Source organism: Candidatus Nitrosocosmicus sp. R (assembly GCF_054408505.1).
On sequence record NZ_CP167090.1, the window covers coordinates 502,777 to 519,101 of the forward strand.

Annotated in this window: 16 protein-coding genes; 7 read left to right on the forward strand and 9 right to left on the reverse strand. The window is 33.0% G+C overall.

Annotated features, from left to right (window positions below):
- The first annotated feature begins 110 nt into the window (after nt 1–110).
- Nucleotides 111–611: a hypothetical protein gene (locus AAGU22_RS02650; protein ID WP_458720690.1), complete on the forward strand. Its 501-nt coding sequence runs from the start codon at nt 111–113 to the stop codon at nt 609–611.
- Between the two features lie 510 nt (nt 612–1,121).
- Here AAGU22_RS02650 and AAGU22_RS02655 read toward each other — a convergent pair.
- Nucleotides 1,122–1,517 carry a hypothetical protein gene (locus AAGU22_RS02655; protein ID WP_458720691.1) on the reverse strand — a complete coding sequence of 132 codons (396 nt, stop codon included), beginning with the start codon at nt 1,515–1,517 and terminating at the stop codon, nt 1,122–1,124.
- Nucleotides 1,518–1,606: 89 nt separating this feature from the next.
- Between AAGU22_RS02655 and AAGU22_RS02660 the strand changes: the two genes are divergently transcribed.
- Complete coding sequence (locus tag AAGU22_RS02660; protein WP_458720692.1) at nt 1,607–2,068, forward strand: winged helix-turn-helix transcriptional regulator; 462 nt, start codon at nt 1,607–1,609, stop codon at nt 2,066–2,068.
- 871 nt (nt 2,069–2,939) lie between these two features.
- On the opposite strand, the gene AAGU22_RS02665 is transcribed toward AAGU22_RS02660, so the two are convergent.
- Nucleotides 2,940–4,283, reverse strand: coding sequence for a nucleotidyl cyclase domain-containing protein (locus AAGU22_RS02665; protein WP_458720693.1), 1,344 nt, complete (start codon nt 4,281–4,283; stop codon nt 2,940–2,942).
- Between the two features lie 225 nt (nt 4,284–4,508).
- On the opposite strand from AAGU22_RS02665, the gene AAGU22_RS02670 reads away from it, so the two are divergent.
- Nucleotides 4,509–4,634, forward strand: a complete 126-nt coding sequence (locus tag AAGU22_RS02670) for a hypothetical protein (protein WP_458720694.1) — start codon at nt 4,509–4,511, stop codon at nt 4,632–4,634.
- Between the two features lie 759 nt (nt 4,635–5,393).
- Nucleotides 5,394–6,002, forward strand: coding sequence for a hypothetical protein (locus tag AAGU22_RS02675; RefSeq protein ID WP_458720695.1), 609 nt, complete (start codon nt 5,394–5,396; stop codon nt 6,000–6,002).
- A gap of 256 nt (nt 6,003–6,258) precedes the next feature.
- Here AAGU22_RS02675 and AAGU22_RS02680 read toward each other — a convergent pair whose 3' ends face one another.
- Nucleotides 6,259–6,756 (reverse strand): FxLYD domain-containing protein, encoded by a 498-nt coding sequence (locus tag AAGU22_RS02680; RefSeq protein WP_458720696.1) that lies wholly within the window; start codon nt 6,754–6,756, stop codon nt 6,259–6,261.
- Between the two features lie 295 nt (nt 6,757–7,051).
- Here AAGU22_RS02680 and AAGU22_RS02685 point away from each other — a divergent pair, with 295 nt between their 5' ends.
- Nucleotides 7,052–7,360 (forward strand): antibiotic biosynthesis monooxygenase family protein, encoded by a 309-nt coding sequence (locus AAGU22_RS02685; protein WP_458720697.1) that lies wholly within the window; start codon nt 7,052–7,054, stop codon nt 7,358–7,360.
- Between the two features lie 84 nt (nt 7,361–7,444).
- On the opposite strand, the gene AAGU22_RS02690 is transcribed toward AAGU22_RS02685, so the two are convergent.
- From AAGU22_RS02690 to AAGU22_RS02715, 6 genes are all read right to left on the reverse strand, one after another.
- On the reverse strand, nt 7,445–7,606 hold the full coding sequence (locus AAGU22_RS02690; protein ID WP_458720698.1) for a hypothetical protein: 162 nt from the start codon (nt 7,604–7,606) through the stop codon (nt 7,445–7,447).
- Between the two features lie 1,182 nt (nt 7,607–8,788).
- A complete protein-coding gene (locus AAGU22_RS02695; protein ID WP_458720699.1) occupies nt 8,789–9,268 on the reverse strand; it encodes a hypothetical protein in 480 nt (159 codons plus the stop codon).
- 412 nt (nt 9,269–9,680) lie between these two features.
- A complete protein-coding gene (locus AAGU22_RS02700; RefSeq protein ID WP_458720700.1) occupies nt 9,681–10,703 on the reverse strand; it encodes a methyltransferase in 1,023 nt (340 codons plus the stop codon).
- A 413-nt stretch (nt 10,704–11,116) separates the two neighbouring features.
- Complete coding sequence (locus tag AAGU22_RS02705) at nt 11,117–11,932, reverse strand: aldo/keto reductase (RefSeq protein WP_458720701.1); 816 nt, start codon at nt 11,930–11,932, stop codon at nt 11,117–11,119.
- A gap of 321 nt (nt 11,933–12,253) precedes the next feature.
- Nucleotides 12,254–12,751 (reverse strand): hypothetical protein, encoded by a 498-nt coding sequence (locus AAGU22_RS02710; RefSeq protein WP_458720702.1) that lies wholly within the window; start codon nt 12,749–12,751, stop codon nt 12,254–12,256.
- Nucleotides 12,752–12,781: 30 nt separating this feature from the next.
- A complete protein-coding gene (locus AAGU22_RS02715) occupies nt 12,782–12,937 on the reverse strand; it encodes a hypothetical protein (RefSeq protein ID WP_458720703.1) in 156 nt (51 codons plus the stop codon).
- A 459-nt stretch (nt 12,938–13,396) separates the two neighbouring features.
- On the opposite strand from AAGU22_RS02715, the gene AAGU22_RS02720 reads away from it, so the two are divergent.
- A complete protein-coding gene (locus AAGU22_RS02720) occupies nt 13,397–14,539 on the forward strand; it encodes a cupredoxin domain-containing protein (RefSeq protein WP_458720704.1) in 1,143 nt (380 codons plus the stop codon).
- A 615-nt stretch (nt 14,540–15,154) separates the two neighbouring features.
- Nucleotides 15,155–16,285 (forward strand): BMP family lipoprotein, encoded by a 1,131-nt coding sequence (locus AAGU22_RS02725; protein WP_458720705.1) that lies wholly within the window; start codon nt 15,155–15,157, stop codon nt 16,283–16,285.
- The last annotated feature ends 40 nt before the right edge of the window (nt 16,286–16,325 follow it).

The window sequence follows — 16,325 nt, forward strand, 5'->3', positions numbered from 1 at the left end:
AAGTGGATCTAGTTAAGGATAGTATGAGTCATTACTCAAATAATTCTTAAAGATTCTTCCCAATTGTTTATTGGTATAGTTTTTTTTCTAAAATCAATTAGGGAGAGATATTGTCCATCAAATTAATTCCAGTTTTAATTTTCATAGCGCTACTATCCAATATTCTATTGGATATAGATCCAGTCTTGGCTGACACTTTAGTGACTAGTGCAGAAGTTGGCGATAATCCTTTGTTGTTAGAATATGATCCCAATCGTGGTAAAGTCGATATATTAACTCGCGATTCTAATATTCTAAATCAAACTGTTGCTCCATGGGGTTGCACTCCTGAAATAACAAGGGGCTGTATAGACATGACCAATGCATCCAGCACATATCTTAGCATTGCTATAGGTGCTGTTGTTGGTGCGTTAATTAGTTGGTTGGTATACGCTTTACAAAAAAGGTCCACTGTCAAACAAGATGAAAACCTCAAGAGACTCAAAGAGTTAGATGAAAGACATGATAATATCTTAAACGTAATACAACAATTCCAAAAACATCAGGAAAAACTTCTTGAACAAATACTTGGTCTGGAAAAAAAAATTGACTCATTAATTGAGAGGAAATAGAATAATACCTGATATCATTAGAGGATAAATCATAAGTGGATGTATCACCGATGGTAATACAAAATAACTATAATTATATTTTTTAAAAAAGAAATGAGCTCTCAAACTCTTTCAGATTCTTAATCTATTTGTACATTCTACATATTACCCAAATCTCCCTCAAGATTATTTCTTTTTGTCTTTGAGACATACTTAGTTCTGAAAGTGTTAGTCAATTGTTAAATCCAAAATTGAACGTTAAAAATATGGATCTAGCCGACCTATCCAGGGTTATTTTGTGTGCAAGATAAGTCAAACATGTTTACATACCACCGAGGACAAATACAAGATAGTAATTCTTTTAATAATTTGTTATAATTGTTATAAAGTTATCTATGAAGAATATACGATAAAATGTTCATCTTGTTACAAATTATCTACTTCAAAATACGACGAGACTGTTTGTGATGAATGCCCTAATGAACTTGAAAAAAATAGTATGTTTAATGCATTATAGGATAAACTTCAAGTCTATTTATTCCCCGATGTCATTATCTTTTTTAGTTCTTCATAAAACTCCTTGCTTGGAGATGAAGTGGATAATGATGTTTGCCATTGTTTTTCAATTGTTTTAACCGCTAATTCGGCAGCTTTGTCTATATTATTTCCCCAATCTCTTTCAATTATTTTCTTTATCTTCTCTACATGAACTTCTTTTAAAGCTTCAAAAAATGCGCTTTCCAATAATTTTTTTGCACCTTCAATTGGATCGGTGTTGCAACACGAACAACTGGTACTACTGCCATGCATAGTTTCACACCCACAACTTTTGCATTCATGCATATCTGAATACTTGTTTTGACTGTGATGAGAAGATTCTCTTCCATAATGAACTTCGCAATTTGAATCACATTGATTTCCTGTCATCAATAAGTCACTTTGTAATAGTCACTATAAAAAAGTAAGTATATAAATTGGTAAGTGGTATAATTGTAAGTAGATGAGAGATTGGTAAGTTGACAGAAGAAACAAATACCTTAAAACAAAATTATCAATACGAAACTCGTTATAATCAGTCAGTTAGAATTGATGGAATGAAATGCAAATGCTGTCCTGTTTTTAATACCTTTAACATTATTGGTAAGAAATTTTCACTATTGATACTCCGGAATATGATTTATAATAATCAGAGAAGATTTAATGAATTTTTAAATTCTATTGAAGAAATAAATCCTAAAACATTATCTATTCGTCTAAAAGAAATGGAAAAAGATGGAATCATAAAACGCCAAATATATCATGAGACTCCTGTTAGAATAGAATATCACTTAACTCAGAAAGGTAAAGAATTACGACCTATATTGGAGCAAATGGCTTTATTTTCTCTAAAATATTGTTGTGATCAAATATTTGATAATCCTGATCCTGTCAAGATTGGTAAGATTACTGCCAGATCATTTGGAAAATATGGTGCATAAGTATATTTTTGAAAACGGTCCTTTTATGTATACAATACCGAATCATCCAGTTACTCTAGTTTTTCGCAAACTGAAAGGCAGAGATTAGACTAAGATTGATTACAGAAATTAACAAAGTATTTATTTGGTCTTATCCCCATTTGAGATTATTCTAAATATTTTTTCTATCTCTTATCGTCTGATACTGTCAACCAACTCGATTATATTAGTATGTTTATAGCTGATTCCCTTTTATATTTTGTTTTCTAAAACATTAAGGAATCATGTGAAATAACATGGGGTGTAAAAATATTTGTAAAAAGTATATGGCATCAAAACCATCAAACAAACAATCAAGATACGCAGAAGGACAAAAGAGATGTAGCGTATGCGAAATTTATATCAAATGGGATGGATCATGTTGTCCGTGTTGTGGTTATAAACTAAGATTCAGACCAATAAATACAAGACTAAGAAGGAAGATTACTAGGCCACTCTATCCAAGATTATAAAAAAATTAATCCAAAACTAGTGTTGATTATGTCTAAAATGATCATAGATTAAATAATATATATACAATAGTTAATGGTTTTTATCGCGTAGAACTATAATTTCGCAAGAAAATTATCTTTATTTAATAGTAGTATTTTTAGACTCTAATATGGCACATACGAGGATTTGCAAATATCGCTAGTTTAACTGTGAGAATTAGGATTATTCTTTAAGAGAACAGTATAATCATGATTGACCATCCGTCGTAATCATTATTATACCTAGGAAACCCACAAATCTTTGAATACATTTCATTCTCCTGATTAATAATAATTCCAAGTGTGAAATTTCATACTCGTCCCACCGAATCAGATACCTATTTATAGTAGCGCTTTATTATCTAAAAATACATTAAAAGTTGTGGCTTCCAGTAAGTATGGTTCCATATAGCGAAATCGATTCCCTCTCTGTCCTCGTAGATTATTTCCCATAGTTCATCGCTAGATAGTAATTCTTGTAAGAACAGTTCACAATTTTTGTAGGAAGTAGTGTTTGAATCAGAAAGCCAGATTCTATTTGTTTTTATACCTTGATCATGTTCTTTGATACCAAAACTTTCGGATTGTAAAACATATTTTTCTTTCCATAATCCCATTGCAGTACTTTTAATATAGAATGTAGGAACGCTGTCTTCCAATTTTCTTACAAGTTCTAAAGCTGTACTTGGATCTATTTCTAACAACGTAACACCCCATTCCTTATGCCATTTGAAAAAATCTGCACACAAATTTCTGGTTTTAGAATTCTGCCAATCTTTTTCAATAAGCGACTTATCAAGGATCATTATCCTCACACTTTGGAAATCTTTGATTTTGGTTCTCCGTATTAGGTTTGCATGAAGATTTAGGTATGACGTTTTTGATTGATATTCTTGGAATTTACTTGGTAACAGTAAATTAGTAGAATCATATTGACTAGCATCTTCAAATAGAGCATGATATAGATTTGTGGTTGATTCATCTAACAATACTATTTCTTTTCCGAGGTCAATTTTCTTCTTTAATGATAATGCTTCAGACTCTAAAAATATGTCAAAAGGGATTACCAATTTTGAATTTATATCTACTCTATCAATTAAACCTCTTTTATCCTTTGGGATCGCAATATTCCCAAAGGTAAATGATTTTCCATCTTGTTTGGTGTTGCAATAATTAAAAACATGTATTGGTTTCTTATGTTTTACAAAAAACTCTCCTAAATCCTGAAAGAATCTACTATTAGCTATTTTAAAACCGAATGATTCACTTGTTTCTTTTTTGTAGTTTTTAGTAAAGAATTCGTAGACATTGCTATCTAACAATATGTGACTATCATCACAAAGATCGCATAACCTCCTAGCAAACGTTGGACCATTTCCCCATACAGGTATACCTAGAATAGATTTCGCTGACTCAATTTCTATTGCTTTATTTCGTGAAATACCAATTTTTAATCCAAAATTTTGTTCCTCAGAACATGGAGGAAATTTTTCATGAATCTTTAATGCCAGTTGTAAAGGTAATAGAGAATCTTCTTTGAACCAAATTATTGCACCATCGCCAGTAAAAGATATTTGTAACATTTTTTCGGAATTTTCCAAAAAGTCGTTTATTACTTGAAGTAAATCTTTAATGTTGTCTACCTGTGAATCAACGTCTTTAGATGATCCAACGATGTCTATACAGAAAAAATTGTAATATTCCACCAAATATAATATTGCATACTCTATATTATTTTTTTAAAAATACCAGTTCTAAATCATGAACGCAAATACTGACAGATGAGTATACTATTCTGACTAAAAAAGAATCATAGAGCAGATGTCCCAAAGAATGAATGAAGACAATGAATATAGGATAAAATATATGAGTCAGATAGTGCATTTTTTGGCTACAAACCTAGCCATTTTGCAAGCCTCTGTTTAAAAGAAATGAGAACAATTAATGTAAAAAAATTATTAGAATTAGGTGCAGGTCATGGTAGAGATTCGATATTTTTTGAATCAAATGTAATTCAGATAGGGTCATTAGATTATTTAAACGCTGGAGTTGATTAATACTCAATAGGATAACAAAAGAAAGAATCAAATTTTTAGATTAATTATACAAATTAAGAACGATCTATAACTTCTAAAAAAAATTGACACGTAAAATTGATTTAAGATATTATCTGCAATTGTATCATTTTTACTGAACAATCGGATATGCAGAAATTATGTAATAAGTAGTGGATTACTCTCAGATCTGGCGTCTTTCCACATAAACTTCTTAGTGACTCTAAACAATAAATTTGATTCATCATTCTGCAATTTTATGCCATCTTGCAGGATGCGAAGTTCAAGTAAAAATTGAATTTCAAAAAGTTTTTTAATATGTTCAATGAGTAAATGATTACCGTAGTCAAAAATCGTCTTCCAATTAAGGTCTTATACTCTTTTTGTGTAAGACCTTACTAGTATTGGATGCCTCTAACATTTACCCACGAGAAGAGAACCTGTTTATCTAATAAGTAATCTACGAACTAGATTCTAACATCCCGAGAATATTATTAAGAATTACCCTTTCGACAGATGATCACTTTGATTAACAAAAATGTCATTTCATCGATTTACCATAATGATTCGCACTTGCTGTCTTATTAGATCATACGTTTGCATCTTATTCAAAAATCATTTTAAACTAGTATGAAATTTCATACTCGTAATACCAAACTCACATAATAGAAACTTAATTCTAGGGAGCCTATCCTAGTCAATATTTGGTATTAAAAACCGTTTGATACCCATGTTTATATAGTATGTTAAGTCATTTATAATATGTCAAAGAAAACAGGAACTAAAGAAAACTATTCAAATAATACCAATGAACAAATTAATAACAATAACAATAATGATTTCCAAGAATCCGTTAACCAATCACTAGATGAAACCAAAGATAATATCAAAAAATCAATAGATGAATCAAGACACCAAATTCCACGAATTAATAATATTGTAAATAGTTATCAAGAAGAATCACTACAAACTGCAAAAGAGATTTCAGAGGATTATATCGATTCTCAAAAACAAGTCGTTAATTCACTCCAATCAGTATGGAGACCATACAATGAAATCTTTAATGGGTTAGTTACCACCTTCTTTTCCCCTGATGCAGCAGCTAAAGCATATTCTAGATTTGTCAGCAACGTTGCAGATAATACAGTATCGGCTGTTAGACTTTCAAACAACGTTATTTTCTCAACCTTAGAATCATGGAAACCAGCTTTAAAACAAGCAAAAGATATATCTAGACACATATCAAACACGGGAGTAAATACAGCAAGAACATTTGAACAAAATTCAAGCCAATTAGTAGAAGATGTTAAAGAAGTAGCCAATTCAAACATAAACTCTTCTACTAAAAATAAAGACTCCACACATCATTAACAAAAAAATAGACAAATTCAAAACTATAAATAAAATCAACCCATCAGTTTTCCTTTGGAGTTGAACAAACTCAAGGAATTTTTTTAGTTTACCACTATTGTTCAGATTGCTTCTTGATTGAGTAAATTAATTAACTGTTGTAATTTCATTTAAGACACCTTCTAAATACTTTACATCATCTAGTGTATTTAGATTACAGGATCCGAATCACTTCATGAATTAAAGGTTGTGCAAACAGTATCTCATTGGTGAGTTGTTAATTGTCTTCGTCATCGTCCCCATCGTCCCCATCTGCATCATTTCCTCCGCTATTATCTGTTATCTCTCCTCCTGTCGATTTGGTAAAATAGCTAAATGATTGTTCATCTTGCCATTTAACGGTAAAGTCATAGCTGGTAGCATTACTCTTAATCGCTTCGTCAAGTATTTGTAAAGTAAAATCAGATCTGTCTCCTGGGCCGATAGTGGTAGGGCTGGTACCGCCTGATTCGTGACCTACGGTTCTCCCCCCATCATCAAAAAAGATTGCAGATATTTCTACTGATCTTGCAGTGGCTGTACCATTATTCAAAATCACACCAACAATATCGTCCGCAAATGCTTTACTATTATAATTTTGACTTAGTAATACCATGTCATACTTTTTTTTGTTTTCCTGACTAAAAGCATCAGAATGAAAACTTCCGGCTAAAACCGATATTGTTATCAGCACAAATGATAATCCGAAAATTCCGATATTTGACCATGCTTTCATTTTAGGTCATTAATAACGAGCGTCTAGAAAAAACTTTTATGGTAGATTTTTCTATTCAATAATTCTACTTGATAATCAATAAAGTAATATTAAAAATTAGCATCCATAACTATTCTTACTAACTAACTTTACCTTCATAATCGAAATTATCACGATGTATTTACAAACAGGGCAATCGATTATTTAGAACATTTAGAGAATAAATAGAGATTCAAAATATTGTTCGCAATAATCATAATTACTGGATACATTATGTAAAATAACTGTAATAACTCATGAAACGCATCGTCTCGGAATGTCTAAAATGGTAGAAGATATTAAAAAGGTTATAGATATGGGTGATCCACTGCCGCCAAACGTAGTGATTGGAGGTTTAAAATGTGTTAACATAGTGGAAGGCAAAGAAGATGAATTTGAGTCGCTCTTTAAAGAATTACCAGTAGAAGTTAGAAAACAGGATAAAAGATGCAATTACTATGATCTTCACAACCCTGAACAACCTAAAACCTACTTAGTTATGGAACAGTATGAGGACAAAGAACCAATACAAATGCACCCAAAATCAGCACACGGATGGCATATTGAGTTTTTCTCAAAACATTAATTATGGTTATAGGAATATGCATTTTAATGATGACTCACTCATCTCTACTCTTTAAGGTATCGGGCCAGCCTAATGCTACTAACATTAGTGATTATGATGTGGAATTTGCCCCGCTACTTTGAAAAACAGCAGTGTTGCGAGTGACAATGATACATCTCTTTCTGATACTAACTGACAAAAAAATTCTTGAAATTTATGACGGCCCAAGGATTGTCTACCAGATGCTGTGTAAATATCCTCAATCATAGTCGATATTTCCTTTTTCCAGCAGATCTATCGTTATTAAATTCAGAACTTTGATTATAGATACCTTCATCAAATCTCTAAGGAAGGTTCAGCCAATCAAATATTATCGGAATGTAAAAATGGTGTCTACACTAGTGTGAATCTTATGAAATAAGTAAATGCATGCTTTCATGTAAAAATTTAATCCCAAGTGATTAATTTGTTATATGCAAATTCAAAAAACAGTTCCTAGAATGTAAAATAAAAAAGGTTAATTAGTTGTTTTGGGGATTTGCGTTAGCTGTTACAGTTTTTTGTTGCAGATGTTGGATCGTTTTGATCATCCCCTTCATATATCGCTTGAATTGTATATACTCCTGGACTTAGTTGGACGCCTGTTCCATAGTCACCACCATTACTAGTCTTTACTTGCTTGTCGGGTCGTCTATTCCACTAATTGTGATGAAAGTGTTACCCATTGGCTCTCCACAAGTTTTAAGCTGACCTGATAAACTTACAGGAAGGGTATTGGTTTCAAAACCTACAGTTCCTTTATTAGGTTACACACCAATTGTTATAGATGTTGGACATTGAGCAGATACCTCCTTAACTGGAATTGATGAAATTGCAAGTATAGATAGAACCAAAATTCCGGTTACCGCCGTAAATATGATTATTTTGTTATTACTATTCTTATTAAAGTGACATTAGGAGCTTGAATATTTAAGGATTCTTAAAAATTAGAAACTAATAAACGACTTTCTTTATGAGTCTTGCTCGCTTAACGAATCTGAGAAGAAGAACATATTAGGGTTGAGAATCACATGATCCAATTTGAATCTTGCATATATATCAATAAAAAAGGGCGGATCGTAAGACCTAAATAGGATTATTGGTAAGGCAATATTTTAATTGTTGGTATCAATAATAGTTGTTCGTGTTCTATGAGCAGAAAGTGATATCTCAAAGCGGAAAACTAAAACCTTATTCAAGACCTAGTTGCAAAGATAAAACCAAATCTGTTTCACATACCACCGAACCCACTTAGAATACACACCAATATATATGAAATGGACTATAGTATCCATACAATTTGCAAATCGTTGAATCGACTCCTTATCCAAATTTTACCTATGCTTCTTATTCCTTCACCCATTCCTATTTCCAATGCCACATAAGAAATACCATTCCCATTCTTGTCCACTATGTCTTTATAGATCCTACTGAATTGCTCAAAAAGGAGAGTTCACCCGTAGCACCATCATCGAAAATTACCGCTCCTATGCTACCAAAACTACCATCTGGATGATAGATGCCAATTGCATAAAAGTCATACGCTGCTATACCATTATCATCAGTAGCATACTGTGCTTTTCCTTGAATATAGGATGTAGCATTGTTTCTGAATGTCTCAGTAGAATTCCACTCTGCAGTTATGTTTACTGTACCATTAATTGTTCCCTCACCTGTAAAACTTGAGAAAATAGTATTGTTTGTTATTCCTGGTTTCCCTGGCTCTGTTTGATAATGTTCAACATGAAATGGAACTCCAAAATCTACATCTTGAGAAAGGTTCGTGTTATCAAGGGCTTGAGTGTATTGCGTGACAGTGACCATTGAAGAAAAAAGTACAAATCCAATAATTAATGTGAAAGTATTAGTGGTTTTGATTCTGAATTTCATAACAATCTCCTTGGTATAATGAGGTTAATAAGTTGCATCGTATTTCAAGAACGTTGACAATAATTTGGATTATAACTTGCTAAATTTGCCTACTATGTGGTTTGAGGATGTCCTTTGACAAAAACTTTATTCTTTGTTCTATTGTTAACTAAACCATTCCTATTGTAACAATTTAGAATCGGTTTAACAAGATAAGATAGTTTTTCAGAAACTTACAAGCAATCAAATTTCATTCACGGATGAGCTACATTTTATAAGATTTTTCTTATGCTTCAAAATTAAGTCAAATTTGTTTTCCATACCACTGATTCCTCAGAGTATATGGGTCTCTATATGAGTAATTCACTAGTTCATTTCTAAAAAAAGATTAAGGGGAAAAGGCAAAAAAACCGTGATGAATTAGATGGTTTAATTATCTTGCTTTACTGCCTTCAATAACGCCGATCACGTTAAATTTGGGGTAATGAGTTTGAATATGTCTCCATCCGGATTGGTTTAAAATTGATTCATACTCTTCAATCGTTCTTTCTCTTCCAGTAGTAGCACACATCATATGTATATCAAATAATTTGGAAAAATGCGGTGTATTTGGGTCTGGTACTATATGTTCAACAATTAATATCTTGGAGTTGTCAGTTGCAGATTTGTGAATATTTGAAAGTATTTTTATACACTCATCATCATTCCAATCATGAAGAATCAATTTCATTATATATAAATCTGCAGAGGGGACTTGTTCAAACATATTTCCTTTAATATATTTACAGCGTTCCTGCAAACCCAATTTATTTGGCCATAATGAATCTTGATTGTTGACTACCGGCTCCAATTCTAAAATCTTTCCATTGAGGTGATTATATTTTGATAGCAAGTGACTTAAAAGATGTCCTTGACCACCACCAATTTCACAAATATGTGAAATATTAGAAAAATCGTATCCATTTAGTGCCTCTAATACAATGGCGGTATGCATTGATGAATAACTACTCATTGCGTTATTGAAAACTTTAGAATATTCTGAATTTTTGGCAGCATATTCAAAAATATTATTTCCATATTCTGAACTAAATGCATTTTGTTGTCCATCTTTAATCATTCTTGGCAAATGCTTCCATATTTGATAATGTTCTGACCCCTCCTCTAGAAGCAAAACTCCTTGAAGAGTTTGAGGATGGTCTTTTCTTAACAATTCTCCTAAAGTGGTGATTGAGAATCTTCGGCCGTCCTCCTCTTCTTTCAAAAAACCCAAAGATGCTATTGATCTTAGAATACGATAAGCCATTGGCTCATTCAGATTCAAATCCTGTGCAATTTGACCTATTTCGTTAGGACTTGTTGTTAGGTAATCAAATATACCTATCTTGGCACCAGCATATAGTATTTGACTTTTCCATCTACCAAATATGATATCCATAGTTTTATCAATTTCAGACATATGCTTATTCTATCAAACTTTTTATTATATGTTAATCAAAAATAATGAATTTCATCTAAACTGGGTTATTGCAATTCTAAATCATTTTTTCATATCTTTAAGCTGTACACAGAAAAAGTGCCTTTTGATACTGTTGCAAAACTTATCATATTATTGTTTTTTATTTTGATGTTCTTAAGATACCTGGAATAATCCATTAAACTTATATTGATATGTGGGTATCCCTATGATTTCTGCCGAACACCTATACCATACGGAACTTAATCCCACCGACCCGGTAATTATGTAGTTCTCATGGTGGGTGGTGGACCTAAAACAAGAGAGGTAATTATTTAGACGTTATTTTCATGTTATCTAAAAAAATTCAATTCAACCAATTGATGAATACGTATGTGATAATATTGTAACTGTCGCTAATCCAAAAAAACTGTATGCAAATCCTCATTCAATGGATCTAAAGTTTCCATGTCTTTTTGATTGATATGAAAATCAAATACCTTGCTGTTTTCTAAAATTCTTTCTTCATGACTAGATTTTGGAATAACAATCAGATTGTGTTGTAAACTCCAACGCACAAGTATTTGTGCAGGGCTCTTGTCATACCTTATTGCCATTTTTACCAAGTCATGATGGTTAAGTCTTTTACTTCTTGTGAGTGGACTATATGCTTCAAGCTGAATTGCATTACTCTTGCAGAATTGTAATAGATCTTTCTGGTATAAGAATGGGTGAAATTCCACCTGATTAATAGCAGGTACAATATCAGAGTTTTGTATCGTTTCTTTGAGTTCATTAATAGAATAGTTGCTTACTCCAATCGCACGGACTTTTCCATTATTTAGTAATTGGATCATAGCCTTCCATGTTTCAATAATTTTTTTCTGGACTGGCCAATGTATAAGATAAAGATCCACATAAGATAAACCAAGACGTTTCAGGCTAGCTTCAAATGCTCTTAAAGTTGAATCGTATCCTTGATCACTATTCCAGACTTTTGTGGTGATAAAGATGTCTTCTCTTTTTATGTCACTGACTTTCAAAGCCTTACCCACATCAGATTCATTACCAAAAATCTTGGCGGTGTCAATGTGTCTATATCCAATTTTTAGGGCATATTTGACTGCATTGGTGGTTTTTCCCCCAGGAGGTGTTTGATAGACTCCAAGTCCAAGCCGTGGAATTTGAATTCCGTTATTTAAATAAGCAGTGGAATTCAAGGTATATGACATACAAAAAGTAATCTTGAATCTGACTTAACTCTATCTTTCTATCTATCTATCTATGACAGTAAACCATCAAAACAATATTTTACTTCAAACATTACAAATTGGTAAAATATGATTTCCACCGAACCCTCATACCATACCATACACTTGATTGTAACCAAACATTAATGTCCGCGACTTAGGAGATAGAGTTGCAAATTCGATCAAATTTGTTTCACATTCCACCGAACCAGTTACATATTTATAGTTTAGTAACAATTTAGTATTACTCGCCTATGAAGAATTGTCCCTTATATTGAAGATGTAGAAAAATACTTTTTCTTGTCAATCCTTAGTAGTATTAATAGTGTAACAACTTATAGATTCTAGTGGATTATGTCTTTGCGTACAGTCGAAATCATCTGGCTTGTTACCAATTTGACTGGAGATAACTTCATACCCATTCAAGTCTAAAAATCTTGGTGAAACAGTGGTTTCAATGAATATGACGCGGTTATATGGTAAAGATGCCTCAGTAGTCTCTCCCATCTGACCTTCACCTATTGTGACATCTCCTCTAAGTATGTTAGCTCCTGCAGCTCCCAAATACGACCCTGCGTGACCATTACACCCATGATCAGTAGCACGACCAGGTTCACTTCTAGGGCAGATAATGAATTGTATTATTAATTTTATTTTTACTTTGTCTTCATTTGTATGAGTTCCATCTAAGCCATCAATAGTACGTATATCGCCAGAAACACTAGATGTAGTCTTTGAATTAATCTGGCTATCACACTGTGCATTATTCTCCGATAGTGTAGCAGTAGCATCTCCTGACATTATCTGATTATCTTGTCCAGATGATTGAGATTATTCGGTTGCTTGCTCTGAATCGCTATCAACACTTTCTGATAACACGCTATTCTTAGCACTTGCGCTAAAGAGAGGAGAATTGAATGTTACTACTACAATTAATAAGAGAAGGAATATGAACATGAGCGGTAAACTCAACTGTTTTATTGACATATTAATTCAATATTAATAGATCATATTACAATGGCTATTAATTGTACTTTTAAATATTACTGTGTCAATATCATTGATTTTTGAGAATGATAATGTTGATATGCTAAATATTGGACTATTCTTAGATTATCAACAAAATCAAAAGAATGATATAAACAAGGTGGGATGCACTCAAACTCGTGTGGAAATCCTCATGAATTCCACATAACTAGCTCTATATATTAGTAACCATAAATACAATGATAGTCTAACCCGGATTGAAAATCATGAATTATTCAATCGAATTATTTCGATAGCGTCAATTGGTTCCTTATGGTTTATTTTTATTCTTTTTTGTTTCTTGGATATTGAAATATACCTAGCAGGTATAATACTTTCCAAATGTTCTTAATATAATATACCATCGTGTTGATGGGGATCATGAATATATAGTTGCATGGTTAATGAAGAAACATAAAATTGAGAAAAATAATAATACCAATAACATTTCTTGCAATTTTGATGCTAGGCTTTAATGAATTAGATGTGAGTGCTCAAGAAAGCAATTTTACCATATTCTTAAATCCTGGTGCAACAAATAGCGACAGCCAGAATCCTATGTCACCTGTCAATGTTACTATTCCTGCAGGGACCAATGTTACTTGGATAAATAAAGACTCTTCTCCTCACATGTTAGTCTCTGGAACCCCAAATGAAGGTCCAGATAACATATTCTATGGTGATTTCTTTGGTACAGATGAGAATTACACTGTAACATTTGATGAACCAGGCTTGTATTCATACTATGATCCAATTTGGAGTCATATCAGAGGAGAGGTAACTGTTGAGAATCCCGTATTTCCTGCCGATCTGGGATCGAGTACGAATTACTCAAGTATGAATGGTATGGATGATAACCCTGTGCTAAATTCTAATACACCTGACGTAATTGATTCAAATACAAATAATTTAAACACATCAAAGAACGATTCTTTGTCAATCCCATACTCGTCTTTTTTATCGTCAGTTCCTAGCTTTACCACTAACGATACAAGTGACCAAACTTCTCCGTTATCATCACTAGGTTCGGATCAGGCCCTTACAAACATATTCAATAAGGTCGGTCCACTGCTCGGCCTTTTGATGAATGGCAATAGCAGTTCCTCTTCTTCACCCTTCTCCTCTCTGTCCCAATCAAACGAATCTTTTGGTGTCGGTACGCTGAATAATCAATCCTCATTTACGTCATCCACCACTCAAACGTCAAGTCCCGATCAGGCCCTTACAAACATATTCAATAAGGTCGGTCCACTGCTCGGCCTTTTGATGAATGGCAATAGCAGTTCCTCTTCTTCACCCTTCTCCTCTCTGTCCCAATCAAACGAATCTTTTGGTGTCGGTACGCTGAATAATCAATCCTCATTTCCGTCATCCACCACTCAAACGTCAAGTCCCGATCAGGCCCTTACAAACATATTCAATAAGGTCGGTCCACTGCTCGGCCTTTTGATGAATGGCAATAGCAGTTCCTCTTCTTCACCCTTCTCCTCTCTGTCCCAATCAAATGAGATGTTTGGAGAAAACTTGATGGATACTGCTAATATTAGTAACGGTGAACCTTAAGATGAATTATTATCATATGAAACTTCCATCCCTCCTCTCAGGGACACTTTTTCTGTACAAGACAATCTATCACTTCATCAGATAAAAGAAGGGTAAAAGTTCGGGAAGAATTGATGATTGCCTTAAAAGATCCTACCGTATAGTAGCTGAAATACCAGAACTCCCTACATTTTTAGATGATGAAGGATATCATATTCAGATGCTACATTTAAGGTGGGCTCAGAGAAATACATATCTTTAAGGCTGATTTTGGATCATTACTATAGGGTAATTATTGCAACGGTTTGATATAATATGTCAACCCATCTTTATTTCATATTTAACAGACATGTCAATAAGAAATTACTCGGATGAATTTATCATAATAAGATCATCATAGAACAGATTTGAATTTATCTTCTATATTTTCAAAAGAATATTCATAACTACCGATTGTGGAAAGTTTAAACAACAAATTATATCATATTGGGAATATCAGACAAAGATACCTATAAAACTTAACGAATGTGTTGAAAAGGAAATTAAGCCTAAAGGGACGATATCTAAATAATTAAAAAAGATATATTAGAATTTATTATAAATACAATAAACAAAACATTAATACATTAAAATTCGATGAATAATAAGATAAGTTTGTATATTAAGACCCTTGTTATGGTAGTTCTTGTCATGTTTGGAGTGCTTGTCATTTTCTCTTCTAATATTTTTCCCATAAGTGCCGACTATACGAAAATATCCGAAAAGCTAATAACAACTCCAACACAAGACCAGTCTACAGCAGATAATGGAAAGAAACTGAAAATAGCTTTTCTAACAGATGGCTTATTTAGTGATGCAGGGTGGGGGGCATTCGGATACAACGCAGCACAGGCATTACAGGGAAAATATTCCTATATAGTCGAACTTAAAGAAAACGTGCCTATTCCAAAAATAGAAGATACATTAAGAGATTATGCCAAGGCAGGTTATGACTTAATAATATCTCATGGCTTTGAGTGGGGAAAGCCGGCAGTTAATGTAGGTAAGGATTATCCCGAAGCGAAGTTTGTAATTTTTACAGGACTTGTTAATTCTAGTAATGTGGCTTCAATCTATCCGATGCAACAAGAAGGAACTTATATGTTAGGAGCACTTGCAGCAACTATGTCCAAAACAGGCACTATTGGTTTTGTAGGTGGAGAAAGATACCCTAATCTGATCAATATTTATGAAGGATATAGACAAGGCGCTCAGGATGTTAATCCTAGCGTAAAGATACTCGTCACATATTTAGACGATTGGGATAATTCCACAAAAGGAAAAAAAGCAGCCATTTCTCAAATAGATCGTGGCGCAGACTTTCTATTACATGTGGCTGATACCTCTGGCCAAGGTGTTATTGAAGCTGCTAAAGAAAGAGGAATATACGCCTTTGGTGCAATCTCTGACCAGAATAAGTTAGCTCCTGATACAGTACTTACATCCTTTGTATTAGATGCCGAAAAGGCATTTGATCAAGTTATTAAATTAGTAAAAACAGGTAATTTCAGTGGGCAAATATTTAAGCCAGGGCTAGAATCAGAAAAGGGCTCATCTGGGGAGGGAATCGTGTATATAGCACCATTTCATAACCTCGATCAGAATGTTCCAGAAAACGTAAAGCTATGGTTTGAACAGTTAAAAGAAGATATTGTCAACGGAAAAATCAAAATACCAGAAAGATATTCCGGTAACATTGGAAACTACCTTGCTAATAACACAGGTTAAAATCTTTGACGAATATCTTTTTTTAATCCTTCTAAAAGTA

Excerpts from the sequence above, each read along its gene's own strand:
- AAGU22_RS02655 (WP_458720691.1), bottom strand. The coding sequence starts at position 1,517 with ATGACAGGAAATCAATGTGATTCAAATTGCGAAGTTCATTATGGAAGA.
- AAGU22_RS02670 (WP_458720694.1), top strand. The coding sequence starts at position 4,509 with ATGAGAACAATTAATGTAAAAAAATTATTAGAATTAGGTGCAGGTCAT.
- AAGU22_RS02675 (WP_458720695.1), top strand. The coding sequence starts at position 5,394 with ATGTCAAAGAAAACAGGAACTAAAGAAAACTATTCAAATAATACCAAT.
- AAGU22_RS02680 (WP_458720696.1), bottom strand. The coding sequence starts at position 6,756 with ATGAAAGCATGGTCAAATATCGGAATTTTCGGATTATCATTTGTGCTG.
- AAGU22_RS02685 (WP_458720697.1), top strand. The coding sequence starts at position 7,052 with ATGTCTAAAATGGTAGAAGATATTAAAAAGGTTATAGATATGGGTGAT.
- AAGU22_RS02690 (WP_458720698.1), bottom strand. The coding sequence starts at position 7,606 with ATGATTGAGGATATTTACACAGCATCTGGTAGACAATCCTTGGGCCGT.
- AAGU22_RS02695 (WP_458720699.1), bottom strand. The coding sequence starts at position 9,268 with ATGAAATTCAGAATCAAAACCACTAATACTTTCACATTAATTATTGGA.
- AAGU22_RS02700 (WP_458720700.1), bottom strand. The coding sequence starts at position 10,703 with ATGTCTGAAATTGATAAAACTATGGATATCATATTTGGTAGATGGAAA.
- AAGU22_RS02705 (WP_458720701.1), bottom strand. The coding sequence starts at position 11,932 with ATGTCATATACCTTGAATTCCACTGCTTATTTAAATAACGGAATTCAA.
- AAGU22_RS02710 (WP_458720702.1), bottom strand. The coding sequence starts at position 12,751 with ATGTCAGGAGATGCTACTGCTACACTATCGGAGAATAATGCACAGTGT.
- AAGU22_RS02715 (WP_458720703.1), bottom strand. The coding sequence starts at position 12,937 with ATGTCAATAAAACAGTTGAGTTTACCGCTCATGTTCATATTCCTTCTC.
- AAGU22_RS02725 (WP_458720705.1), top strand. The coding sequence starts at position 15,155 with ATGAATAATAAGATAAGTTTGTATATTAAGACCCTTGTTATGGTAGTT.